Here is a 22,946-nt window from a genome sequence, read left to right as displayed (position 1 = left end):
ACAGAGCCGCAGTCCCCCCTCTCTCGTCCTGGGAAATGTCTGCTCAGAAAGAGTGCGATCGCAGCGCGACCGGATAGATCGCCCGGTGTCCGTCCTCCAGTTCCACGAGGCGGCACTCCACGCCATAGATCTCCGCGATCATCTCCGGGTGAAGAACCTCGGCCGTGCGGCCGTGGTGGCGGATGTGGCCGTCGCTCAGGATCAGCGTTGCATCCGCATAGCGGCTGGCGAGGTTCATGTCGTGCAGGATGGCGAGCGTGACGATGCCTTCGCGCCGCGTCACCTCGCACACCGCGTCCAGCATCTGCAACTGGTTCGCCAGATCGAGCGCCGAGGTGGGCTCGTCCAGCAGCAGCAGGTCCGGCCGGCGCACCAGCGCGAGGGCGAGCGCGATCATCTGCCGTTCGCCGCCGGAGAGTTGCGACGGCTGCTTGCCGGCGAAATGGACAAGGTTCAGCGCATCGAGAATCTGCCGGGCGTGGCGAAAACTGCCGCTTTCGGTCTTCCAGCCATGCCGGCCGCTGTTCTGGGCGAGAATCAGGAGGTCGAGCACCGTCATCTGCACATCGAGATGGGCGAGATCCTGCGCGACATAGCCCACCTTCTCGGCGCGTTCGGCGGGCGTGCTGTTCAGAAGATCGAAGCTGCCGAGCATGGCTTTGCCGCGGGCCTTGCGCAGGCCGCAGAGCCCCCGCACGAAGGTGGATTTGCCGGCGCCATTGGGGCCGAGCACGGCCAGGATTTCGCCGGGCCGCGCGCTCATCCGCGCATTCCGGATCACCGTCTGGCTGCCGATCATGACGCTGTAATCTTCGACGACGAGGCTCATCGCAGGCTTCCCCGGCTCTTGCGCAGGATCAGGAAGATGAAGAAGGGAAGTCCAGCCAGCGAGGTCACCATGCCGAGCGGCAGCACCGCGCCGGGCAGGATCACCTTGGAGAGCAGCGAGGCGATCGTCACGAACAGGGCACCGACCGCCATGGTGGAGGCGATGGTGAAGCGGTAATCCTCGCCGGTCAGCATGCGCGCCACATGCGGCGCGACAAGACCGATGAAGCCGATGATCCCGACCACGGCGGTGACCGAACCGGCGAGCAGCGCCGAAAGCACCAGCATCAGGGCCCGCAGCCGCCGCACCCGAACGCCGAAGACGATGGCCTGTTCGCCAAAGCTGCGCAGCGCCGTCAGCTGCCAGGCATGGAACAGCACGACGGGGAGCACGGCGAGCACGACGCTGCCGGTGATCGTCAGCTTCAGCCAGGTCGCCCGCTGCAGCGAGCCCATAAGCCAGAAGACGATGCTCTGCAACTGGTCGATGCTGGCGGTGTATTGCACGAGCGACAGAAGCGCGCTGAAGACGAAATGCAGCGCAATCCCGAGAAGCGTGATGATCTGCACATTGCGCGCGCCCTGCGAGAGGCCGAGCACCAGCAGGACGGCGAGAAGCGCAAAGACGAAGGCGTTGATCGAGATGACCAGCTCCGGCGGCACGCCGGGCAGAAGGGTCGAGACGGCAAAGCCGGCCGCGAGCGTCAGCGCCGCGCCAAAGCCCGCCGCCGAGGAAACGCCGAGCGTGAAGGGTTCCGCCAGCGGGTTGTCGAGGATCGTCTGCATCAGCAGACCGGCGAGAGACAGGCCGATGCCGGTGACCGCCGCCATCAGCGTCATCGGCATGCGCAGGCTCCAGACGATGAAGACCGCGCCGGGATCGGCATGCGCCGGGCCGAACAGGGCGGCCAGGACCTGCGAGAGGCTGAGCGTGCCGGAACCGATCATGATATCCAGCACGCCGAAGATGCAGGCCGCCCCGAAAAGGGCGGCAATGATGGCCACGCGTCGCCACGTTGCGGCATCCTGGCGAAAGCCAAGGTCTTCGGCAGGCTGCGCGATGTTGAGTGGCGTCATGGCAGAGCGACCGTCACTTGCCGGCGAGCCTTGCCCCGAAGACAACAGGCACGTCGCCAAGGCCGGTCATCCGGGTCAGGATCGTCTTCAGGTCGGCATCGGGATCGATGGCCTTCGTCTCGTCCGGATGCAGAGCCTTGGCCAGATATTCGATGGCATAGATGTTCCAGACGCTGGAATAGAGCTGGTGGTAAAGGCCCACCACGTGGCCGTCCTGCACCGCCTTGATGTGCTCGAATCCCTTGCGCGCCATCAGCCGGGACATGCCCTGTTCGACGCTGGCCCGGTCGATGTCGAAGCCGAAGGCGGGCGAGACGGCCGCCTTGTCCTCGAACGGCGTGCCGCTCATCATGTAGAGGTCCGGCTGGGCGCCGATGATGCTTTCCAGCGCCACGTCGCCGGTGCGGCCGCTCAGCATCCTGGTGCCGAGGTTTTCGCCGCCGGCGGCCTGAACGAGCTTGCCCCAATAGACATCGCCATGGGTGAAGCAGCAGAAATCGGCGCCCTTGCGACCGGCAAGCGCCTCGATGAACACCTTGGGCTTGGCCGTGCCGGCAATGGCGTCATCCACCGCCTTCTGGTGGCTGCGATAGAAGCCGGCATACTCTTCTGCTTCCTTCTCGCGGTTCAGCACCTTGCCCAGCAGCTCGACGCTCTTGACCGCATTGACCGCCGGCTCCATTTCGCTGTCGATCATCAGAACCGGCACGCCGAGCGCCTTCAGGCTGTCCAGCACATGGGCATCCTCCAGCGCCTGCTTGACGCGCGCATGCACGATGACGAGATCCGGCCTGGCCGCCACGATCTGCTCCATGTTCATCTGGCCGTCATCGCCGAACTTCATGTCGACCGGCCGTGCCGCCGATTCAGGCCATTTCTTCTGGAAAAGCGCCCAGCCCTGGCGATCGGAGCGCGACAGGATGTTGTTCCAGGCAACGACGCGCTGCAGCGGGTCCTGGCGGTCGAGCAGTGCCAGCGTGAAGAGATCGCGGCCATCCTGCAGCACGACGCGCTTCGGCTCCGACTTGATCTCGACGCTGCGGCCGGCAAAATCGGTAACCGTCAGCGGATAATCGGTGGCATGGGCGGTGAGGGCCGGCAGGGCAAACAGGCTTGCCTGGAGGGCCAGGCGCAAACGCGAAAAGAGCTTCATTGCTGTATCCAAGAAAGGGCTGGGAGGAAGGGCCGGGGATGGAAACGGATGGTGCGGCGCTTCTTGCGCCGAAAGATGATGTTGTCAATCAGGTTAACTTCACTTTTGCTCGATAGGTCGCGACAAGGGACAAGGCGCCGCAGGCGGGCTGTGCATGTCAGCCGGCAGCAAGGATGGGCAGCCGGACCTCACTTTTGTTCAAGACGGAGCGGGCAGGGCGCATTATGCTCATGTCATGCACAATGTTTCCCAGCAGCAGGCGGCCGAGGCGACGCCCGTCTCCCGGACGGAGCAGACCCGTTTCTGGCGCGACCGGCGTTTCCGCAACATGGAATGCCTGACGGCTTCCTTCATCACGCACGAATTTTCCCCGCATTCGCACGATACGTTTTCGATTGGCGCGATCGAGACCGGGTGCCAGGTGGCGATGATCCGCGGCGCGCGGGAGCATACTGGCCCCGGTGCGCTCTATCTGATCAATCCCGGCGAGATCCATGACGGTCAGCCCGGTGCGCCGGACGGTTATCGCTACCGGATGATCTATCCGGACCCGGCGCTTCTGACGGAGATCATCGAGGATATGACGGGCCGGGCCTTTCACGGCATGCCGAGCTTTTCACGCCAGCTTTTGACGGATGCGCCGCTCGCCACCGCCTTCAACCGGGCGCACCGTGCCATCGAGGAAGGCACCGCGCTGGAGGGGGAGGAGAGCATGTATGGCGTGCTTGCCACCATGTTCGCCCGTCACGGCAGCGCCATTATCAGCACGCGGGACTATCACGAACCGCTCGCCATGCGGCGGGTGAAGGATTTCATCGCCCGGCATTTCGACGCGGATATCGGGCTGGAAACCCTGGCGAAGGTGGCGGGTCTCAGCCGCGCCCACATGATCCGTGCCTTCCGAAAGCATTACTTCATCACGCCGCATGCCTACCAGACCGATCTGCGCATCCGGCATGCCCGGCACCTGCTGCGCAGCGGCGCGACACCATCCGACACGGCGGCGGCCTGCGGCTTTGCCGATCAGGCGCATCTGACGCGGCATTTCAAGGCGCGCACCGGGCTGACGCCGGCCGTCTTCCGCGCCGGCTGATCACTTTCCTTCAAGACCCGCGCCAGTCCGGACCTTTACAGCCTGTCTCGACAGGAGGTCTTCATGACATCACGGCATTTTCGGCGCGAGCTGCTCGACGGTTTGCGCGCCATTCTTCCCCTCGTGCTGGCGGCGCTGCCGATCGGCTTCGTGTTCGGCACGGTTGCGGCCGGCAATGGCCTTTCGCCGCTGGAAACCGTGCTGCTGAGCGCGCTGGTGTTTGCCGGCGGCTCGCAATTCGTCGCCATGGATCTGTGGACACATCCGGCTTCCTGGAGTGCGCTCGGCTTTGCGGCGCTTCTCGTCAACCTCCGCCATATCCTGATGGGCGCCTCGCTGGCACGCAGTCTCGGCCTGTTCCGTCGCTGGCAGACGGTACCGGCGCTTCTCGTCATGGCGGACGAGAACTGGGCGCTGGCGGAAGCCCGCGCCCGCCGTCAGCCGCTGACCCCAGCCTTCTATCTCGGCCTCGCGCTTCCCTTCTACTGCGGCTGGGTTCTGGCGAGCCTCGGCGGCTCGCTGTTCGGGGCGCTGCTGGGCGATGTCGCGGTCTATGGGCTCGACTTTGCCTTTCCGGCCGTCTTCATCGTGCTGCTGATGGGCTTCTGGAAGGGCGCCGATACGGGGCGGGTGCTCGCGGCCAGTGCGGTTGCGGCGCTGACCGTTCACAGCCTTGTGCCGGGCGCCTGGTATATCGCCGCAGGCGCGCTGGCGGGGCTTGTCGCAGCGCTCCTCGCCCCGGTCCGGCAGGAGGTGGCGGCATGAGGCTCGATCCCGCAACCCTTGCCGCCATCCTCGCCATGATGGCCGCCACCGTCTTCACCCGCCTCATCGGTGCGCTGCTCGTCAGCCGGTTCACGCTGTCGCCGCGTCTGGAGCGGGCGCTGACGGCGGTGCCGCCTGCCGTGCTGATGGCCGTGGTGACCCCGACCGCGATTGCCACCGGTCCGGCCGAAACCATCGCCTGCCTCGTCGCGGCGCTGGCTGCGCTGCGTCTTCCGCTTCTGCCGGCGGCGGGTGCCGGTGTCGTCACCGTGGCGCTGCTGCGCGCCGCGGGGCTCTGACGCCCTCAGCCCCCGGCCTCCACCGGCATGAAGCGGGTGCGATACGCGGTGGGACTGAGGCCAAGCCATTTGCGAAAATGGTGGCGCAGTGCATGGGCGGAGCCGAAGCCGACGGCATGGGCGATCTCCTCCATCGGGGCGTCGCGCGCGCAAAGCAGCTGTTTCGCCCGTTCCATCCGTTCGGCTGCCAGCCAGTCGCCGGGGGAAACACCGGTTGCCTCGATGAAGCGGCGGATGAAGGTGCGCTCGCTCATCCGGCAGCTGCTGGCCATGCGGGCGATCGTCCAGTCGCCGGCAAGATCCTGCCGCACCTGATCGAGAAGGGGCGCGATCTCGCTGCCCGGCCGCAGCGCCACCGGTCGCTCCAGGAACTGCGCCTGGCCGCCGCTGCGGTGGGCCGGCATCACGATGCGCCGGGCCACCGAATTGGCGGCTGCCGCGCCAAAATCCCGGCGGACGATCTCGATCAGAAGATCGATGCCGGCTGCGCTGCCGGCGGCGGTGAAGATGCGGTCGTGAATGCGGTAGAGCGAGGTCTCGTCCACGCTCACCTGCGGGCGCCTTTGCCGCAGCCTCTCGGCATAGCGCCAGTGGGTCGCGGCGATGGCGCCGTCCAGCAGGCCGGTTTCGGCCAGAACCACGGCGCCCGAACAGAGCGAGACAAGCCGCGCGCCACGCACATGGGCCGCACGCAGCCGCGCGCAAAGATCGTCCGGCACCGGAAGATCGATGCCCCGCCAGCCCGGCACGACGATCATGTCCGCCCGATCGATCAGACTGACGTCGCCATCGGCCGTCACCGTCAGGCCGCCCTGCGCCCGCAACGGCCCGTTCTCGACCGCGGCGCTGGCGAAGCGATACCAGCCCGGCCCCATTTCCGGCCGGCTGAGCCCGAACACCTCTGCGGCAATGCCGAATTCAAACGTGCACAGCCCGTCATAGACGAGCGCGACGACCAGCGGACCGCTAAGGGCAGGGGACGGGTTTGGCATGATCTCTACGCATATTGTCAAAGTTGCCAATTGGCAAGCCGGGCGGATTTGCCGATGGTCTGGCCGTTCACAGGACTGCTCTGCTCAAGGGAGATTGACCGATGCCAAGTTCCGTCACCGCCGTTGCCGCTGCCCCGAGCGAGGCGGCGCGCGCCCATTTCGCCGCAAGCTTCACCTTCGAGACCGATTGCTGGGATGTGCATGACGCGCTCGCCAAGGGCGCAGATTTCGTATTGCTTGATGTGCGCAGCCCTGCTCTTTATGCCGCCGGCCATGTGCCGGGCGCCATCAGCCTGCCGCATGGCAAGATCACCGCGCACCGCATGTCGGCGTGGCCGCAAGGCACGCTGTTCGTGACCTACTGCGCCGGCCCCCATTGCAATGGTGCTGCACGTGGAGCCCTGCGGCTTGCCGAACTTGGCCTCCCGGTCAAGCTGATGGCCGGCGGCATCACCGGCTGGCTGGACGAGGGGTTTGCGCTGGCGACGGGGGAAATCTCCTGACGTGCGGTCCCCAATGATCGGCCCGAACGGAAACGCCCCGCTTTTCGGGCGGGGCGCTGTCTTGAGGATCAATGTTCCTCGTACTGGGTAAAACTCGGGTCGGCCAGATCCGCGAAGCGGGTATATTCCGACTGGAAGGCGAGCTTGACAGTACCGGTCGGTCCGTGACGCTGCTTGGCGATGATCACGTCGGCCGTGCCCTTCACCTTGTCCATATGCGCTTCCCATTCGGGATATTTCGGGTCGTTCGGGTCGCGCGGTTCCATGTTCTTGACGTAGTATTCCTCGCGGAACACGAAGAGCACCACGTCGGCGTCCTGCTCGATCGAGCCGGATTCGCGAAGGTCGGAAAGCTGCGGGCGCTTGTCCTCGCGATTTTCCACCTGACGCGAGAGCTGCGAGAGCGCGATGATCGGAACGTTCAGCTCCTTGCCGAGCGCCTTCAGGCCGGTGGTGATCTGGGTCACCTCCTGCACGCGGTTTTCCCCGGATTTGCCGGAGCCGGTCATCAGCTGGATATAGTCCACCACCAGCACATCGAGGCCGCGCTGGCGCTTCAGGCGCCGGGCGCGCGCCGACAGCTGGGCAATCGAGATGCCACCGGTCTGGTCGATGAACAGCGGCACCTTCTGCATCATCTGGCTGCAGGCGACGAGCTTTTCGAAATCGGCCTCGGTGATGTCGCCGCGGCGGATTTTCGAGGAGGAGACTTCCGTCTGCTCGGAAATGATACGGGTGGCCAGCTGTTCGGACGACATTTCGAGCGAGTAAAAGCCGACGACACCGCCATTCTTGGCCTTGAAGGAGCCGTCCGGCAGCACCTCCGGCTCGTAAGCCGCCGCAATATTGTAGGCGATGTTGGTGGCGAGCGAGGTCTTACCCATGCCCGGACGGCCCGCAAGCACGATCAGGTCGGAGCGCTGCAACCCGCCCATCTTGGCATCGAGCGACATGATGCCCGTCGAAATGCCGGAAAGGTGGCCGTCGCGCTCGAAGGCGGCGCCGGCCATGTCGATCGCCTGCGCCACCGCATCGGAGAAGGACTGGAAGCCGCCGTCGTATCGGCCGGTTTCTGCCAGTTCGAACAGCCGGCGCTCGGTGTCCTCGATCTGTGCCTGCGGCGGCATGTCGAGCGGTGCATCATAGGCGATGTTGACCATGTCTTCGCCGATGGTGATCAGCGCGCGGCGCAGCGCCAGATCGTAAATGGCGCGGCCATAGTCTTCCGCATTGATGATGGTGACCGCTTCGCCGGCGAGACGCCCGAGATATTGCGCAAGCGTGAGGTCGCCCACCTTGGTGTCGGCGGGCAGGAAGGTCTTGATCGTCACCGGATGGGCGATCTTGCCCATGCGGATGATGTCGCCCGCCACCTCGAAGATCTTGCGGTGCAGCGGCTCGTGAAAATGCACCGGCTTCAGGAAGTCCGAAACGCGGTAATAGGCATCATTGTTGACAAGGATCGCGCCCAGCAGAGCCTGCTCGGCCTCGAGGTTGTTCGGGGCTTCGCGATAATGCGGTTCATTGGAGAGAGCGGGCGCGAGTTTGCGCGCGGCTTCGTTCATCGTATCGATCCAATCATTTTCATGTCGGGCATGTCTGGTGGTGTTCCACTCTACCGGACCGGCGCGCCGATCACAAACGATGGCCGTGAACTCACAACGATTCACAGGCCGCAGAAGCATCGACCGGAAAATGCGGCCATGCCCCGATAAATCCGTTGACTGTGATACGCGCCGAATCAGGAAGGCGAGACGCCAACTATAGCGCCTTCACCGCCGTGGCGGGATGTTTCAAGACGGCTGCTTTGACATTTGCCAAATTTGCATGGCTGTCGTGCGAGCTATGCTCTTGAAGGCTTGTTGCTCCCGATATAGATAGCGGTTAAATAATTAGGATACTAATTGTAAGGTCGTATTATCAATGTCACGTCATACACTCAACGAGCGCCTGTTCGATGAAATGTCCGCCTTCAACAGGCGGCTCAGGGCGCTGTTCGACCTGCGGGCGCGGGAAACCGGGCTGACGCTGACGCGCGCCCGCGCGCTCTTTGCCCTCGGCCGTCGCGGCGTGCTGAGCCAGAAGGATCTGGCTGAAGAACTGGAGATCGAAACGCCGACGCTGGTGCGCGTGCTGGACGGCATGGAAAAGCAGAACCTCATCGAACGGCGCGCCGGCGATGGCGATCGCCGGGTGAAGGAAATCCACGTCACGCCGGACGGGGAGGTGGTGAGCCGCGACGTGCAGGATCTGGCGCGCAGCCTGCGCAACCGTCTGGTGGAAGGCATTGCGGAAGAGGACCTCGACACCGCCCTGCGCGTTCTCCTGCAACTGAACCGGAACCTTGCCGTTTCCAGCGCCGAGGAGCAGAAGGCATGAGCACCGCCATCACCGTCAGTCGCGACGCAGACCAGGAGAGCGGTGCTCGGCGCCCGGAAGATGCCGCTGTGGCGCCGCAAGCTGTCCCGCAGGCAGCAAATGTCGCGCCCGCCGCAAAATCCCTTCCGGCCCAGCCGGTGCCGATCGAGGAGCGCCCGCTCTGGCTGACGCTCGCCTATATTGCCTCCGGCCTCCTGATGTTCATGACCCAGGGGCTCGGCATGAACATCGTCTCGGCCAATCTCTACCAGCTGCAGGGCACCTTCTCCGCCACGGTCGCGGAAGTCGCGGCGCTCTCGGCCGCCTATATGGCGCCCTATGCGAGCCTGTCGCTGGCGCTGTTCAAGATCCGCGTGCAATACGGCCTGCGGCCCTTCGCGGAACTCAGCATCGGCGCCTTCGTGCTGGCCTCGTGCCTGAACCTGTTCGTCACCGACCTGCATTCGGCGCTCGTCGTGCGCTTCGTCAGCGGTATGGCAGCCGCCCCCCTCTCTTCACTTGGCTTTCTCTACATCCTCGAAGCCTTTCCGCCGCAGAGAAAGCTGACGGTCGGTCTCAGCATCGCGCTCACAGGCACGCTGCTGGCGGCGCCGGTCGCCCGCATCATCTCGCCCGGCCTGCTCGATATCGATGGCTACGAGGCGCTCTATACGATGGAACTCGGCCTGGCGCTGATGGCGCTGCCGGTCATCTACATGCTGCCGCTGACCGCACCGCCCCGCGTCAAGGCGATCGAGCGGCTCGATATCTTCACCTATCTGCTGCTGGCCGTCGGTCTCGGCGCGTTTGCCGTCTTTTTCACGCTCGGCCGCTTCTACTGGTGGTTCGAGGCGCCGTGGCTCGGCGCGCTGGTGGCGCTTGCCATCGTGTCGCTGACGCTGTTCGGCATGATCGAGCTGCGCCGTCAGAACCCGCTGCTCGACCTGCGCTGGATCTTCTCCTGGCCGAACCTGCATCTGGCCGGTGTGCTGATCGTCTTCCGCGCCGTCACTGCCGAGCAGTCCAGCACCATGGTCAGCTTCCTGCAGCAGCTGGGCATCCAGAATGACCAGATGGCGACCCTGTTTTCACTGATCTTGCTTTGCTCGGTGCTGGGTGGCGCGGCCTGTGCCGTCCTGATGGTGCGCAGCCAGTCCGGCATCGCTCATGTCATCGCACTCTCGCTGATCGCACTCGGCGCCTTCCTCGACAGCCAGTCGAACAATCTCACCCGGCCGGAACAGTTCTATCTCAGCCAGTCGATGATCGCCTTCGGCGCCGCCATGTTCCTGCCCCCGGTGATGCTGCGCGGTTTTGGCGCCGCCCTGCAGAAGGGGCCACCCTACCTCGTCAACTTCATCGCGATCTTCCTGTTTACCCAGATCAGCGGTTCGGTCATCGCGACGGGCCTGCTCGGCACCTTCGTGACGATCCGTGAAAAGGTCCATTCGACCCTGCTGGTCGAAAACGTGCTCCTGACGGATCCGGACGTCGCCCAGCGCGTCGCGCAACTCTCCGGCGCCTATGCCAAGGCGCTGACGGACAAGACCCTTCTGAACGCCGAGGGACTGGCGCTGCTCGGCCAGCAGGTGTCCCGCGAGGCCTATATGCTGGCCTACAACGATACCTTTCTGCTGATCGGTGTTGCCTCCGCGCTCGCGCTGATCGGTCTTCTCATCCATCTCGCCTGGGATCGGCTTGTTGCCTGGTCCACGCGCCGGCGTGCCGGTGCCGAGGCGGTTTCCAACGCTTAAGGTCTCACATCATGTTGAAACGCATTTTTTCTCCCGCGACCCTGATCCTGCTCGTTGTCGGCATCGTGGGCCTCGGGCTCGTCCTGTATGCCTGGCGCCTGCCGCCCTTTACCAGCAGCGTGGAGATGACCGATAATGCCTATGTGCGCGGTTACGTGACCACGCTCAGTCCGCAGGTCAGCGGCTATGTCGTGGAGGTCCCGGTCAAGGATTATCAGAGCGTCAAGGCCGGCGACGTCGTGACGAGGATCGACGACCGGATCTACCGGCAGAAGCTGGCACAGGCCGAGGCGACGCTCGACAGCCAGAAGGCGGCGCTTGCCAATTCCCATCAGCAGGAAGTCTCCGCCAAGGCCAATATCGCCTCCAGCGAGGCGGCGGTGACGAGCGTGGAGGCGGCATTCACCCAGGCCCGCCTTGCCGAGGAGCGTCAGCAGAACCTTTCCAGGAGCGGTGTCGGTACCGCAAGTGGCCAGGAGGAGGCAGAAGCCAATCTCGAAAAGGCGCGCGCCGCCGTGCAGCAGGCCGAGGCCGCCCTCGAAGTCTCCCGCCAGCAGTTGCAGACCATCATCGTCAACCGCGCCTCGCTGGAAGCCGCCGTCGCCAGCGCCGAGGCGGCCGTCGAACTCGCCCGCATCGATCTCGACAACACCGCGATAAGGGCACCGCGCGATGGTCATGTCGGCGAGGTCGGCGCCCGCGTCGGCCAGTACGTGACGGCCGGCACCCAGTTGATGGCGGTGGTACCCGACGACGTCTGGGTGATCGCCAGCTTCAAGGAGACCCAGTTGCAGGGCATGCAGGCCGGCCAGCCGGTGACGATCAGCGTCGATGCGCTCGGCCACCGCAGGCTGACGGGCTATATCGAGCGCTTCTCGCCGGCGGCGGCCTCGGAATTCGCCGTTATCCGCTCCGACAATGCCACCGGTAATTTCGTGAAGATCGCCCAGCGTGTCGGTGTCCGCATCCGCTTCGACGACGGGCAGGATGCGATCCGCGATCTGCAGCCCGGTCTTTCTGTGATCGTGCGTGTCGACAAAACGCAGGCGCCGCGCAGCCTCGGCTGATCACCCTGTCAGCGAGCCAAAAAAGAAGCCCCGGATCTTGCGATCCGGGGCTCTTTTCATGCCATGATAGGCCGATGCAATCAGGCGTCGTCGCCGTCTTCGTCGTCCGGGTTGAAGAAGTCTTCCGGACGCAGGGCGTCTTCGTCCACGCCGTAGATGGCGTCGACGGAGTTGAGGTTTTCGCCCTTGGCCTGGCGCTCGGCTTCTTCGGCCGAACGGGCAACGTTGAGGGCGATTTCGATTTCGACTTCGGCATGCAGGTGCAGGGTGACGTTGTGCAGGCCGATCGACTTGATCGGGTTGTTCAGGTCAACCTGGTTGCGGGCAATGTTGAAGCCTTCCGCAGCCAGAACATCGACGATGTCGCGAGCCGCAACCGAACCGTACAGCTGGCCGGTTTCGCCAGCAGCGCGAACGACGATGAAGGACTTGCCTTCGAGGGCTTCGGCAACCTTCTGGGCTTCCGACTTGCGCTCGAGGTTGCGGGCTTCCAGCGTGGCGCGCTCGGATTCGAAGCGCTTCTTGTTGGCGTCGTTGGCGCGCAGCGCCTTGCCCTGCGGCAGCAGGAAGTTACGGGCGTAACCGTCGCGAACCTTGACGGTTTCGCCCATCTGGCCGAGCTTGGCGATGCGTTCGAGAAGAATGACGTGCATGGGTCTTGTCCTTTCAGATCAGGTCTTGGAGTCGGTGGATTTGGTATCGCGGGCCGGCGTCAGGGCGATCGTCCGGCGCGTATCGGTGAGCCCGATGACGAGGACGGCAATGGCCGGCAGCAGCATCATCGTGGAGAGGTAGATCAAGACGAGGCCCGGCAGGCGCCAGTCCTTGTCGCGCAGGCGAAAGTGCAGGGCGGCAAAGCCCGCCATCAGGAAGCCTGCGCCGAATGTGCCGCAGAGCGTCGCACCGATCATCGCCGGAACGCCGCCGAGGAAGGTCAGCACGATGCCGCACAGGAAGATGAAGATGGCATTGCGGTTCATGCGCAGCGCCGACGGCATGTCCTCGCGCGGACGAAGCGCCCGGCCGCTGCGCGAGACGATGCGCACGGCGAAATAGAAGGCGGCAAACAGCAGCATTACCCACAGGCCGCCCTGGACGATCGGCAGCATCAGCAAGATCATCCGCTTGGTCTGGGCGAGCGCTGCCGCATCCGGCACCATGGCCGGGTTCTGCTGGTTGAAGGTCTCCACCATGGCATCGACCAGCGCATTGGTCAGCGTCGGTCCATAGCCGATCACGATGCCGAGGATGACCACCGCAAGCGTCACCAGACCGCACAGATGCAGCAGGATGTCGGAGATCGGATACCAGGCCATCAGGTTGTCCGGACCGCCCAGTTCGGAGGCCGGACGCGCCAGATTGGCGAGATGGGACAGCCAGCCTGCCGGCACCAGCGTGAAGATCGCCATGGCAAGCGCGAACATTGGCGACACCAGGATGGCGCCGAGGATGGCAGCGGTGACGATGGCGACGATGGCGGTGCGATTGCCCCAGCCGAGGCCGGCGACCAGAACGGGAAGGGCGGAGGAGGCGTAAAGAACGGACGCGAACGAGGGCTGCGCATTCGCGCCCATCACGAGCAGCGTTGCGGCAATGCCGGCAAGAATGCCGGTCGTCAGCACTGTCTGGTTCAATCCGTACACGTCTCGCTGTCCTGCCTGTTCAAGCAGTTAGGGGAGAGGCCTGACAATTCTGTTTCAGGCACGTCATCCCCAACATGGGGTTTTCAAGGGTTCCGATCCGCGCCCATCGCGGAAGGGAGAATGCCGCCGGCGCGAAGTGCCGGCGGCAAGGGGTCGATCAGGATACGACGTAGGGCAGAAGGCCGAGGAAGCGGGCGCGCTTGATGGCCTGGGCCAGTTCGCGCTGCTTCTTCTGGGAAACGGCCGTGATGCGGGACGGAACGATCTTGCCGCGCTCGGAAATGTAGCGCTGCAGGAGACGAACGTCCTTGTAGTCGATCTTCGGTGCGTTGGCGCCCGAGAAGGGGCAGGTCTTGCGGCGGCGGTGGAACGGACGGCGTGCCGGAGCAGAGGATGCGTCAGCCATGGGTAATTCTCCTTGAAGCTCTCGGATTATGCACGATCTTCGCGCGGACGACGCTCGAAGCCGCCTTCACGCGGGCCGCGGTCTTCGCGGGGACCACGGTCCGAACGCGGGCCACGATCGCCGAATTCGCGGCGCGGGCCACGATCGTCGCCGTCACGACGCGGACGGTCGTCGCGGTCGCGCTTCTGCATCATGGCAGACGCACCTTCTTCGTGCTTCTCGACGGCGATCGTCATGTAGCGAAGAACGTCTTCGTTGATGCGCATCTGGCGCTCCATCTCGTGCACGGCCGGAGCCGGTGCGTCGATGTCCATCAGCGCGTAGTGAGCCTTGCGGTTCTTCTTGATGCGGTACGTCAGGGACTTGAGGCCCCAGTTTTCGATGCGCCCGACCTTGCCGCCATGAGCTTCGATGACACCCTTGTACTGTTCGACGAGGGCATCAACCTGCTGCGCGGACATATCCTGCCGGGCAAGGAATACGTGTTCGTAAAGAGCCATATCAGCTTGCCTTTCTTGCGGTTGTCTTGGCCCGGTAATCGGCGGCTAAGCCTCAACGACTGGTCTTGGAAGGAGCATTGCAGCCCCGGCAAGAAAAGCGTTACGATCGAGACGGTCGAGAGCGGAGACACGGGAGGCCGGAACCCTTGTGGTTCCTGCGGTTCCATGTGCGGAACCGGCCCTCCGTTCAGCCACCAGCCAGAAGACCGGGCATTTCGAACAGCGCGCTTATACGCGCATTTTCCGGGAACGCAAGGCTTTTGCAGATTTTCTCCGCCGCGTGTGGCAATGCCCCGTCGTCAGGGCAGGAGGCCTGCGTCGCGCAGGCGGGCCGCATGGGCGCGGCTGACGGGCAGCCGCTCGTCGGTCAGCGTCTCCACCTCGAGGCGGCCGTTGACCCGGTGGATCGCCCTTATCGCATCGACGGCCACCCAGTGCGAGCGATGCAGCTGCACGCCGTTCACCGCGCCCGCTTCCTCGATGGCGTCGCTGAGGCGCATCAGCAGCAGCGCCTTGCCCTTCAGCGTGGTCACCTCGACATAGTGGTCGCGTACGGTGAGGCTGACGATGCGTCCCCGCTTGTCGAGCGGCAGGCGGCGCACCAGAGCCGCGGCGGGGGCCAGAGCGGGGGCGGGGGCCAGAGCGGGGGCGGGGGCCAGAGCGGGGGCGGGCGGCATCTCCGGCTGCGCGGCCGTCGTCTCCCGCGCCTTTTCCTGCGGCGCCTCATCGGCGCGCCGGAACACGAATAAGATCACGGTGATCGTCATGGCGATCACAAGGGCATAGCCGAAGATGGTGATGAGCGTCCGTAGCGGATCGGCCCCCAAGCCGAATACGACGTCTTGGATGACCGCGACGCCGAGACCGGCGGCAAGCCCCGCCGCAAGGCCGACCGGCGCCAGCGCGCTTTGTCGGCGGATGCCGCGACGGGAAAGGGCAATGCTCGTCAGCGTCCCGGCGAAGTTCGCCAGGCCGAAGGTGAGGAGAACCATCGTTGCCCAGTAAAGAAGTCGCCCCACCGGCGGCAGCGCCTCATAGGTACCGAAGGGGCCGGAAAGGCTGAGGATGATGATTGCGCCGGCCAGCAGCACATGCGTCTTTGCGGAGGCGAGATCGGCCTGCATTTCACGAAGCGCCAGTCGCAGACTGCTTCCGCCTGCGGATTTTTCCGGCCGTTCACGCATGCCGTTTTGATTCCCGTCCCGCTTTTCCGCTGTCTGCCGCCGGTTGCGGCCGCCGGCTGCCGTGCAGGGAGTATAAAATGCAATTCCTCGTCAAAGTCATCACGGGCGCTCCGGTCTGGGTGTGGTTCCTGCTGGTTTTTCTGTGCCTTCTCGGCGCTGCGCGCCTGCGCGACAGCCGGGTGTCGCCGCTGCGCCTGCTTCTGCCCTCGGTGATCTTCGTGCTGCTCGCCTGCGGCAAGCTGATCGCCACGCACGGCGATCCCGCGGCGCTGGCCGGTGCCTTTCTCGGCGCCGTGATCGGGGCGGCGGCAGTTGCAGTTGTCAAGCCCGAGCGTCAGACGGAGCTGCTGCCGGATGGCCGCATCCTCATTTCCGGCGAATGGCATTCGCTGGCGCTGATCCTGCTGTTGTTCTGGACGAACTATGCCTATGCGGTGATGGCGGTGATCGCGCCGGCTGCGATCGCGACGCCGACCGCCCGGCTGGTCCTCTCGCTTCTCAACGTCTTCTCCACGGGGTTCATGCTCTGCCGCAGCCTCGCCCATCTGCGAAAGGTGCAGCGCCTGCAGCGTCCCGAGGTCGTGAAGGGGTGAGGGAGCGCCAGTCTGCCAGGGTTCTCTGGGGCTCGGCCAGGTCCAGCAGACCGAAGCCGTCGTAGACAGGTGCATCACCATCCGCGAGGGCGACTGCGCATGTATGTTTCGATCACCGGTTTCCGGGCCCATTCCGTCTGGCACATGCCTCGCTTCTGGTGGCATGCGGTCGCGGCGATGCAGCAGGTGAAGGCAGCGCCCGGCCTCATCGAGGCGGATGCCCGCAGCATGGCGGGCGTGCAGCACACGCGCTCGGCCTGGACGGATCGCGCCGCCATGCTGGCCTTCATGGCATCCGGATCACACCGGCAGGCGATGCGGGTCTTTCCCGCGATCGGCGCCGGCTATGCCTTCGGCTTCGAGGCCGAACAGATGCCGGACTGGGCCACGGTCCGCGCACTGTGGCTTGAGGAAGGAGAGCGCCGGGCCAGCGAGGCGGCCCGGCGGCAGGTGGCGTCAGGCCTCAGATCGGGGCCGGATACTGACGGTGGATGGCGGCAATCGCCTTCATCACCTCATCCGACAGCTTGACGTCGGCCGAGCCGATGTTGAGCTTCAGCTGCTCCATCGAGGTCGCGCCGATGATGGCGGCGGCCATGAACGGGCGCGTCAGGCAGAAGGCAAGCGCCATCTGCGAGGGATCGAGCCCGTGGATGCGGGCAAGCTCCACATAAGCGCGTGTTGCCGGCTCCTGCAGCGGCACGAGGCGTCCGCCGATATCGCCGTTGATCGAGCCGCGCGAGCCGGCAGGCTTGCCGCCATCGAGATACTTGCCGGACAGGATGCCGCCGGCGAGCGGCGAATAGGCGAGGAGGCCCACATCCTCGTGATGCGAAAGCTCTGCCATGTCGAGATCGAAGTGGCGGTAGAGCAGGCTGTATTCGTTCTGGACGGTGGCAACGCGCGGCAGGCCGAGCTGTTCGGCGATGGTCAGGAAGGCCTGCGTGCCCCAGGTCGTCTCGTTCGACAGGCCGATGGCGCGGATCTTGCCAGCCTTCACGCATTCGCCCAGCGCTTCCAGCTTCTCGGTGATTTCGGCCTTGGTCCTGGCCTTGTCCTGGTTGAAGGGGTTGTAGCCCCAGGCGCCGCGGAAGTGGAAATGGCCGCGGTTCGGCCAGTGGATCTGGTAGAGATCGATGTAATCGGTCTTGAGGCGCGCAAGGCTCGCATCCACCGCCTCGCGGATCGTATCGGCCGTGATCGGCGCGCCGCCGCGGATATAGGGACGCCCGGCACCGGCAACCTTGGTTGCCAGCACCACCTTGTCACGCTTGCCGGTCTTTTCGAACCAGTTGCCGATCAGCCGTTCGGTGTCGGCATAGGTGTCGGGGGAAAGGGGCGTGGTAGGGTAGAGTTCCGCCGTATCGAAGAAATTCACACCGTGATCGAGCGCGTAATCCATCTGCTCGAAGGCTTCGGCTTGCGTGTTCTGCGAACCCCAGGTCATCGTTCCGAGGCAGATTTCGGACACGCTGAGTTCGGTTCGGCCGAGCGTCTTGTATTTCATGAGATCGTTCCCGTCTTTCAGGGGTTAGGGGCAGGCATTAAGCTTGGGACCGGTGCTGGGTCCCGGGAGGCGCAGCGAATGTAAGCCGGTTTTGCTGCAACGCAAGGGAAACCGATATTGCAACGCGTTCGCCGGAGGCTGCGGGCGCCGATGCACCGTGCCATGGCAAAAACCCTGTTCACGAGGGGCAAAAGGCTTGCATTGGCGGGCCTGGCGCTTGCTGCCGGCCTTGACTTGGCGGGAGAGAATGTGAATGGAAAGGCAAAAAAGGGAAGGATTACGACCCAATGAGCATCGCATTTACATTTCCCGGCCAGGGAAGCCAGGTCGTCGGCATGGGCAAGGATCTCGCAGACGCCTTCCCGGAGGCTCGCGCGGTTTTCCAGGAGGTTGACGAAGCGCTCGGCCAGAAGCTCTCCGACATCATGTGGAACGGACCCGAGGACCAGCTGACGCTGACGGCCAATGCCCAGCCGGCGCTGATGGCGGTGTCGATGGCGGTGATGCGCGTTCTGGAAGCCGGCGGCCTGAAACTCGCCGACAAGGTGTCCTATGTCGCCGGCCATTCGCTCGGCGAATATTCGGCGCTGTGCGCTGCCGGCACCTTCACGATTGCCGATACCGCCCGCCTGCTGCGCATCCGTGGCGATGCCATGCAGTCGGCCGTGCCGGTCGGCGAGGGTGCGATGGCGGCGATCATCGGGCTGGAACATGCCGATGTGGAGGCCGTCTGCGCCGAGGCGAAGGCCGCCGGCGTCTGCCAGATCGCCAATGACAATGGCGGCGGCCAGCTCGTCATTTCCGGATCCAGGGCAGCCGTGGAAAAGGCTGCCGCGCTCGCCTCGGAAAAGGGCGCCAAGCGCGCCCTCATGCTGCCGGTGTCGGCGCCCTTCCATTCGGACCTGATGGCACCCGCCGCCGATGCCATGCGCCACGCGCTGGACAAGGTTGCCAAGCAGGATCCGGTCGTGCCCGTCATCGCCAATGTGCGCGCCGCGCCCGTCCGCGATGCAAACGAGATCGCAACCCTGCTCGTTACCCAGGTGACCGGGCAGGTGCGCTGGCGCGAAACCGTGGAATGGTTCGGCGCCAATGGTGTGACGACGCTCTATGAAATCGGGACCGGCAAGGTGCTGACCGGGCTTGCCCGCCGTATCGACAAGACTGTCACTGGCATTGCCGTCAACGGTCCGGCCGATATCGAGGCCGCCCTCAAGACCCTGCTCGGCTGAACGCAAAAGGATTGAAACATGTTTGACTTGACCGGCCGCAAGGCTCTCGTCACCGGCGCAACCGGCGGCATCGGTGAGGAAATTGCCCGCATGCTGCATGCCCAGGGCGCAACGGTCGGCCTGCACGGCACGCGCGCCGAGAAGCTGGAAGCACTGGCTGGCGAACTCGGCGAGCGCGCTCATATCTTCCCCGCCAATCTTGGCGACCGGGATCAGGTGAAGGCGCTCGGCGAAAAGGCCGAAGCCGAGCTTGGCGGCGTCGACATCCTCGTCAACAATGCCGGCATCACCAAGGACGGTCTCTTCGTGCGCATGAGCGACGAGGACTGGGATGCGGTTCTGGAAGTCAACCTGACGGCGACCTTCCGTCTGACGCGCGAACTGACCCATCCGATGATGCGCCGCCGCTTCGGCCGCATCATCAACATCACCTCGGTGGTCGGCGTCACCGGCAATCCGGGCCAGGCCAATTACTGCGCCTCCAAGGCCGGCATGATCGGCTTTTCGAAGTCGCTCGCCCAGGAAATCGCCAGCCGCAACGTAACCGTCAACTGCGTGGCGCCCGGCTTCATCGAAAGCGCGATGACCGGCAAGCTGAACGACAAGCAGAAGGAAGGCATTCTGGGCGCCATTCCGATGAAGCGCATGGGTGCCGGTGCCGACATCGCTGCCGCCGTTCTCTACCTCGCCTCCAACGAGGCAGGTTACGTTACGGGCCAGACGCTGCACGTCAACGGCGGCATGGCAATGATCTGAGTGGCTTGCGCCGCCCCGCATGCCGCAGGCGCATTGCCTGTTGGTGGCCGGGTGGCGGGCCATTTTCTGGCTTTGCGACACGGTGAAACCGTGTTAAGCGGGCCATGACTGTGAACAGTCACCCCGAAAACTGACAGGCTGTCTGTTGATCTATGGAAGCTTGAAGTCTTTTCTCGGGTGAGCGAGTTTGCCCTGGAGCCGGCCTGAACATAGGCGGTCAGGGTTTCAACAGGGTGCGGATGCCGGTGAGGCAGTCCGAAAAGACAAAGGTCGAGGAAACCGACATGAGCGATATCGCAGAGCGCGTAAAGAAAATTGTCATTGATCATCTCGGCGTCGATGCCGACAAAGTTGTCGAAGGCGCGAGCTTCATCGACGACCTGGGCGCCGACTCGCTCGACACCGTTGAACTCGTCATGGCTTTCGAAGAAGAGTTCGGCGTTGAAATTCCGGACGATGCCGCTGACTCGATCCTGACGGTTGGCGACGCCGTCAAGTTCATCGAGAAGGCCCAGGCCTGATTTCGATCGACAGGTTAGGACCCGTCGCAAGATGAGGTTCCTCGACGGCCCGGCACGTTCGGGCCGTTTCAGTATTGTGATATTGCATAAGACATGCAGGGGTGGGACGCTGGCATGAGGCGTGTCGTTATCACTGGTACCGGTATGGTATCTCCTCTGGGTTGCGGAACGGACATCAGCTGGTCGCGATTGCTGGCCGGTCAGAATGCCGCGCGCCGCGTGACCGAATTCGAGGTCGAAGATCTGCCGGCCAAGATTGCCTGCCGCATTCCGACGGAGCCCGGTACTGAAGGCGCCTTCATCGCCGACGACTGGATGGAGCCGAAGGAACAGCGCAAGGTTGACCCCTTCATCATCTACGGCGTGGCTGCTGCCGACATGGCGCTGGCCGATGCCGGATGGCAGCCGAAGACGGACGAGGACCAGTGTGCCACCGGCGTGCTGATCGGCTCCGGCATCGGCGGCATCGAGGGCATCGTCGACGCCGGCTATACCCTGCGCGACAAGGGCCCCCGCCGCATCTCGCCCTTCTTCATTCCCGGCCGCCTGATCAACCTGGTCTCCGGCCATGTGTCGATCAAGCACAAGCTGCGCGGCCCGAACCATTCGGTCGTCACCGCCTGCTCGACCGGTGCGCATGCCATCGGCGACGCCGCCCGCCTGATCGCTTTCGGCGATGCCGACGTGATGGTGGCCGGCGGCGCGGAATCGCCGATCAGCCGCATTTCACTGGCCGGCTTTGCCGCCTGCAAGGCGCTGTCGACCCAGCACAATGACGATCCGCAGAAGGCCTCGCGCCCCTATGACCGCGACCGCGACGGCTTCGTCATGGGCGAGGGGGCCGGTATCGTTGTTCTGGAGGAACTGGAACATGCCAAGGCCCGCGGCGCCAAGATCTATGCCGAGGTGATCGGTTACGGTCTGTCCGGCGATGCCTTCCATATCACCGCCCCGTGCGAGGATGGCGACGGCGCCTTCCGCTGCATGACGATGGCGCTGAAGCGGGCGGGCCTGAAGCCCTCCGACATCGATTACATCAATGCTCATGGCACCTCGACCATGGCCGACACGATCGAGCTTGGCGCCGTCGAGCGTCTGGTCGGCGATGCGGCCTCGAAGGTGTCGATGTCGTCCACCAAGTCCGCCGTCGGCCACCTCCTGGGGGCTGCCGGTGCCATCGAGGCGATCTTCTCGACGCTTGCGATCCGCGACAACATCGCGCCGCCGACGCTCAACCTCGACAATCCGGACGTGGAAACGAAGATCGATCTGGTGCCGCACGTGGCGCGCAAGCGCGAGATCAATGTGGCACTTTCCAATTCCTTCGGCTTCGGCGGCACGAACGCCTCGCTCGTGCTGCGCCGCTACGAAGGCTGATCGACAGACGGGTCTGCCGGGCTGGTCAGCCGGGCTGTCGTCTTCTGAACCCTGTTTTCGCCGCATTGCTTGCCCAAAAGGCAGGCAATGCAAGAGTATCAGAAGGAGTGCCGGTGACCGACACGAACCACAGCAGCGACTCGTCTTCCGGCCGCAGCGATACCGGCGGCCCCTTCATTCCCAAGTCGCCGAACGAGGCGCTGAAGCCCGAGCGCGTGCCGGAACCGCCGCGCCGCTCGAAGAAGGCGCGCAGCCAGATCGTCATCTTCCTCAACTTCCTGATGACGATGATGGTGTTTGCCTGCGTGGCCGCCGTCGCCGGGTTCTATTACGTCATCACCGCCTATCAGAATCCGGGTCCGCTGGAGACCAACACGCATGTGGTCATCCGCGAGGGCGCTGGCCTCGTCGAGATCGCCCAGACGCTGGAGCGCAATGGTATCATCTCGGATGCCCGCATCTTCCGCTATGTCACCGATACCAATCTCGGCAAGAACCGCACGCTGAAGGCCGGCGAGTATGAGATCAAGGCCGGCGCCTCGATGAAGGACGTGGCCGAACTGCTGGAATCCGGCAAGTCCATCCTCTATTCCGTCTCCATGCCGGAAGGGCTGACGGTGCAGCAGATGATGAGCCGGCTGACCGCCGATCCGGTGCTGGAAGGCAGCCTGCCGCAGGAACAGCCGCCGGAAGGCAGCCTGCGCCCGGATACCTACAAATTCACGCGCGGCACCAAGCGCACCGAGATCCTCGCCCAGATGCGCGCGGCGCAGGAACGTCTCGTCGACCAGATCTGGGCCAAGCGCGACCCGGATCTGCCGATCAAGACGAAGGAGGAATTCGTCGTCCTCGCTTCCATCGTCGAGAAGGAAACCGGCAAGGATGACGAGCGCGCCCATGTGGCCTCGGTCTTCATCAACCGCCTCAACAAGGGCATGCGCCTGCAATCCGACCCGACGATCCTCTACGGTCTGTTCGGCGGCGCCGGCAAGCCGGCTGATCGGGCGATCTACAAGTCGGATCTCGACAAGCAGACGCCCTATAACACCTACCAGATCAAGGGCCTGCCGCCGACGCCGATCGCCAATCCGGGCCGCGCCGCGCTCGAAGCCGTGGCCAATCCGTGGCGCACGAAGGATCTGTATTTCGTGGCCGATGGCACCGGTGGCCATGTGTTTGCGGCAACGCTCGACGAGCACAATGCCAATGTGCGCCGCTGGCGCAAGATCCAGGCCGAGCGCGGCAATGCCGGGACGGCCGACGAGGACGTGGTGGATGGACAGCCGGGCGGCAAGGATGCCGAAAAGCCTGCCTCCAACTAAGCGCACTGTCGCGACG

General features: G+C 64.5%; 25 protein-coding genes. 14 read left to right on the top strand and 11 right to left on the bottom strand.

Features of this window, described 5'->3' with window-relative positions; translation table 11 throughout:
• Nucleotides 1-43: 43 nt before the first annotated feature.
• From F3H95_RS01170 to F3H95_RS01160, 3 genes are read right to left on the bottom strand one after another with little or no spacing between them, the layout of a single operon-like run.
• On the bottom strand, nt 44-829 hold the full coding sequence (locus F3H95_RS01170; RefSeq protein ID WP_149744646.1) for an ABC transporter ATP-binding protein: 786 nt from the start codon (nt 827-829) through the stop codon (nt 44-46).
• A complete protein-coding gene (locus F3H95_RS01165) occupies nt 826-1,905 on the bottom strand; it encodes an iron ABC transporter permease (protein WP_149744645.1) in 1,080 nt (359 codons plus the stop codon). Before F3H95_RS01165 ends, F3H95_RS01170 begins: the two co-directional genes overlap by 4 nt.
• A gap of 13 nt (nt 1,906-1,918) precedes the next feature.
• The gene (locus F3H95_RS01160) at nt 1,919-3,058 is read right to left on the bottom strand and encodes an ABC transporter substrate-binding protein (protein WP_149744644.1); all 1,140 of its coding nucleotides are present in this window, start codon (nt 3,056-3,058) and stop codon (nt 1,919-1,921) included.
• A 235-nt stretch (nt 3,059-3,293) separates the two neighbouring features.
• Here F3H95_RS01160 and F3H95_RS01155 point away from each other — a divergent pair, with 235 nt between their 5' ends.
• The 3 genes from F3H95_RS01155 to F3H95_RS01145 all read left to right on the top strand — a co-directional run bounded on the left by F3H95_RS01155 (nt 3,294) and on the right by F3H95_RS01145 (nt 5,215).
• The gene (locus F3H95_RS01155; protein ID WP_143125599.1) at nt 3,294-4,151 is read left to right on the top strand and encodes an AraC family transcriptional regulator; all 858 of its coding nucleotides are present in this window, start codon (nt 3,294-3,296) and stop codon (nt 4,149-4,151) included.
• Nucleotides 4,152-4,214: 63 nt separating this feature from the next.
• Nucleotides 4,215-4,916, top strand: coding sequence for an AzlC family ABC transporter permease (locus F3H95_RS01150; RefSeq protein ID WP_149744643.1), 702 nt, complete (start codon nt 4,215-4,217; stop codon nt 4,914-4,916).
• Complete coding sequence (locus F3H95_RS01145; protein WP_149744642.1) at nt 4,913-5,215, top strand: AzlD domain-containing protein; 303 nt, start codon at nt 4,913-4,915, stop codon at nt 5,213-5,215. Before F3H95_RS01150 ends, F3H95_RS01145 begins: the two co-directional genes overlap by 4 nt.
• Before the next feature lie 5 nt (nt 5,216-5,220).
• Here the strand turns inward: F3H95_RS01145 and ftrA are convergent, their stop codons facing one another.
• Entirely contained in the window at nt 5,221-6,207 is a 987-nt protein-coding gene (gene ftrA / locus F3H95_RS01140) for a transcriptional regulator FtrA (RefSeq protein ID WP_149744641.1), read from the bottom strand.
• Between the two features lie 101 nt (nt 6,208-6,308).
• Here ftrA and F3H95_RS01135 point away from each other — a divergent pair, with 101 nt between their 5' ends.
• Nucleotides 6,309-6,710: a rhodanese-like domain-containing protein gene (locus F3H95_RS01135; RefSeq protein WP_143125595.1), complete on the top strand. Its 402-nt coding sequence runs from the start codon at nt 6,309-6,311 to the stop codon at nt 6,708-6,710.
• 68 nt (nt 6,711-6,778) lie between these two features.
• Here the strand turns inward: F3H95_RS01135 and F3H95_RS01130 are convergent, their stop codons facing one another.
• Nucleotides 6,779-8,275, bottom strand: coding sequence for a replicative DNA helicase (locus F3H95_RS01130; RefSeq protein ID WP_143125594.1), 1,497 nt, complete (start codon nt 8,273-8,275; stop codon nt 6,779-6,781).
• Nucleotides 8,276-8,633: 358 nt separating this feature from the next.
• Here F3H95_RS01130 and F3H95_RS01125 point away from each other — a divergent pair, with 358 nt between their 5' ends.
• The 3 genes from F3H95_RS01125 to F3H95_RS01115 are packed head-to-tail and all read left to right on the top strand — an operon-like array spanning nt 8,634 to nt 11,889.
• Nucleotides 8,634-9,089, top strand: a complete 456-nt coding sequence (locus F3H95_RS01125; RefSeq protein WP_149744640.1) for a MarR family transcriptional regulator — start codon at nt 8,634-8,636, stop codon at nt 9,087-9,089.
• The gene (locus F3H95_RS01120; protein ID WP_149744639.1) at nt 9,086-10,822 is read left to right on the top strand and encodes an MFS transporter; all 1,737 of its coding nucleotides are present in this window, start codon (nt 9,086-9,088) and stop codon (nt 10,820-10,822) included. The genes F3H95_RS01125 and F3H95_RS01120 overlap by 4 nt, the downstream gene beginning before the upstream one ends.
• A gap of 11 nt (nt 10,823-10,833) precedes the next feature.
• Nucleotides 10,834-11,889 carry an HlyD family secretion protein gene (locus F3H95_RS01115; protein ID WP_149744638.1) on the top strand — a complete coding sequence of 352 codons (1,056 nt, stop codon included), beginning with the start codon at nt 10,834-10,836 and terminating at the stop codon, nt 11,887-11,889.
• Between the two features lie 80 nt (nt 11,890-11,969).
• Here F3H95_RS01115 and rplI read toward each other — a convergent pair whose 3' ends face one another.
• From rplI to F3H95_RS01085, 5 genes are all read right to left on the bottom strand, one after another.
• Entirely contained in the window at nt 11,970-12,542 is a 573-nt protein-coding gene (gene rplI, locus F3H95_RS01110; RefSeq protein WP_143125590.1) for a 50S ribosomal protein L9, read from the bottom strand.
• 18 nt (nt 12,543-12,560) lie between these two features.
• Nucleotides 12,561-13,532 (bottom strand): DUF2232 domain-containing protein, encoded by a 972-nt coding sequence (locus tag F3H95_RS01105; RefSeq protein WP_244617840.1) that lies wholly within the window; start codon nt 13,530-13,532, stop codon nt 12,561-12,563.
• 157 nt (nt 13,533-13,689) lie between these two features.
• Nucleotides 13,690-13,938 carry a 30S ribosomal protein S18 gene (gene rpsR / locus F3H95_RS01100; RefSeq protein WP_143125589.1) on the bottom strand — a complete coding sequence of 83 codons (249 nt, stop codon included), beginning with the start codon at nt 13,936-13,938 and terminating at the stop codon, nt 13,690-13,692.
• Nucleotides 13,939-13,964: 26 nt separating this feature from the next.
• Complete coding sequence (gene rpsF, locus F3H95_RS01095) at nt 13,965-14,438, bottom strand: 30S ribosomal protein S6 (protein WP_143125588.1); 474 nt, start codon at nt 14,436-14,438, stop codon at nt 13,965-13,967.
• Between the two features lie 299 nt (nt 14,439-14,737).
• Complete coding sequence (locus F3H95_RS01085; protein WP_149744637.1) at nt 14,738-15,622, bottom strand: LytTR family DNA-binding domain-containing protein; 885 nt, start codon at nt 15,620-15,622, stop codon at nt 14,738-14,740.
• Nucleotides 15,623-15,699: 77 nt separating this feature from the next.
• Between F3H95_RS01085 and F3H95_RS01080 the strand changes: the two genes are divergently transcribed.
• Together F3H95_RS01080 and F3H95_RS01075 are read left to right on the top strand one after the other, a co-directional pair.
• Nucleotides 15,700-16,215 (top strand): hypothetical protein, encoded by a 516-nt coding sequence (locus F3H95_RS01080; RefSeq protein ID WP_149744636.1) that lies wholly within the window; start codon nt 15,700-15,702, stop codon nt 16,213-16,215.
• A gap of 99 nt (nt 16,216-16,314) precedes the next feature.
• Nucleotides 16,315-16,746, top strand: coding sequence for a hypothetical protein (locus F3H95_RS01075; protein WP_185969837.1), 432 nt, complete (start codon nt 16,315-16,317; stop codon nt 16,744-16,746).
• On the opposite strand, the gene F3H95_RS01070 is transcribed toward F3H95_RS01075, so the two are convergent.
• Entirely contained in the window at nt 16,679-17,722 is a 1,044-nt protein-coding gene (locus F3H95_RS01070; protein ID WP_149744635.1) for an aldo/keto reductase, read from the bottom strand. The two genes, F3H95_RS01075 and F3H95_RS01070, sit on opposite strands and share 68 nt — an antisense overlap.
• 287 nt (nt 17,723-18,009) lie before the next feature.
• Here F3H95_RS01070 and fabD point away from each other — a divergent pair, with 287 nt between their 5' ends.
• The 5 genes from fabD (at nt 18,010) to mltG (ending at nt 22,930) form a co-directional block, all read left to right on the top strand.
• The gene (gene fabD / locus F3H95_RS01065; protein ID WP_143125584.1) at nt 18,010-18,954 is read left to right on the top strand and encodes an ACP S-malonyltransferase; all 945 of its coding nucleotides are present in this window, start codon (nt 18,010-18,012) and stop codon (nt 18,952-18,954) included.
• 18 nt (nt 18,955-18,972) lie between these two features.
• A complete protein-coding gene (gene fabG, locus F3H95_RS01060) occupies nt 18,973-19,710 on the top strand; it encodes a 3-oxoacyl-[acyl-carrier-protein] reductase (protein ID WP_143125583.1) in 738 nt (245 codons plus the stop codon).
• Nucleotides 19,711-19,994: 284 nt separating this feature from the next.
• Complete coding sequence (locus tag F3H95_RS01055; RefSeq protein WP_003502080.1) at nt 19,995-20,231, top strand: acyl carrier protein; 237 nt, start codon at nt 19,995-19,997, stop codon at nt 20,229-20,231.
• A gap of 114 nt (nt 20,232-20,345) precedes the next feature.
• The gene (gene fabF, locus F3H95_RS01050; protein ID WP_149744634.1) at nt 20,346-21,608 is read left to right on the top strand and encodes a beta-ketoacyl-ACP synthase II; all 1,263 of its coding nucleotides are present in this window, start codon (nt 20,346-20,348) and stop codon (nt 21,606-21,608) included.
• 113 nt (nt 21,609-21,721) lie between these two features.
• A complete protein-coding gene (gene mltG, locus F3H95_RS01045) occupies nt 21,722-22,930 on the top strand; it encodes an endolytic transglycosylase MltG (RefSeq protein ID WP_149744633.1) in 1,209 nt (402 codons plus the stop codon).
• The last annotated feature ends 16 nt before the right edge of the window (nt 22,931-22,946 follow it).

This window comes from Rhizobium sp. RU35A, from assembly GCF_900156005.1.
In the GTDB taxonomy this organism is placed as follows: Bacteria; Pseudomonadota; Alphaproteobacteria; order Rhizobiales; family Rhizobiaceae; genus Neorhizobium; species Neorhizobium straminoryzae.
The sequence above is the reverse complement of the archived record's forward strand: the minus strand, read 5'-3'. Positions and strand labels throughout refer to the sequence as shown.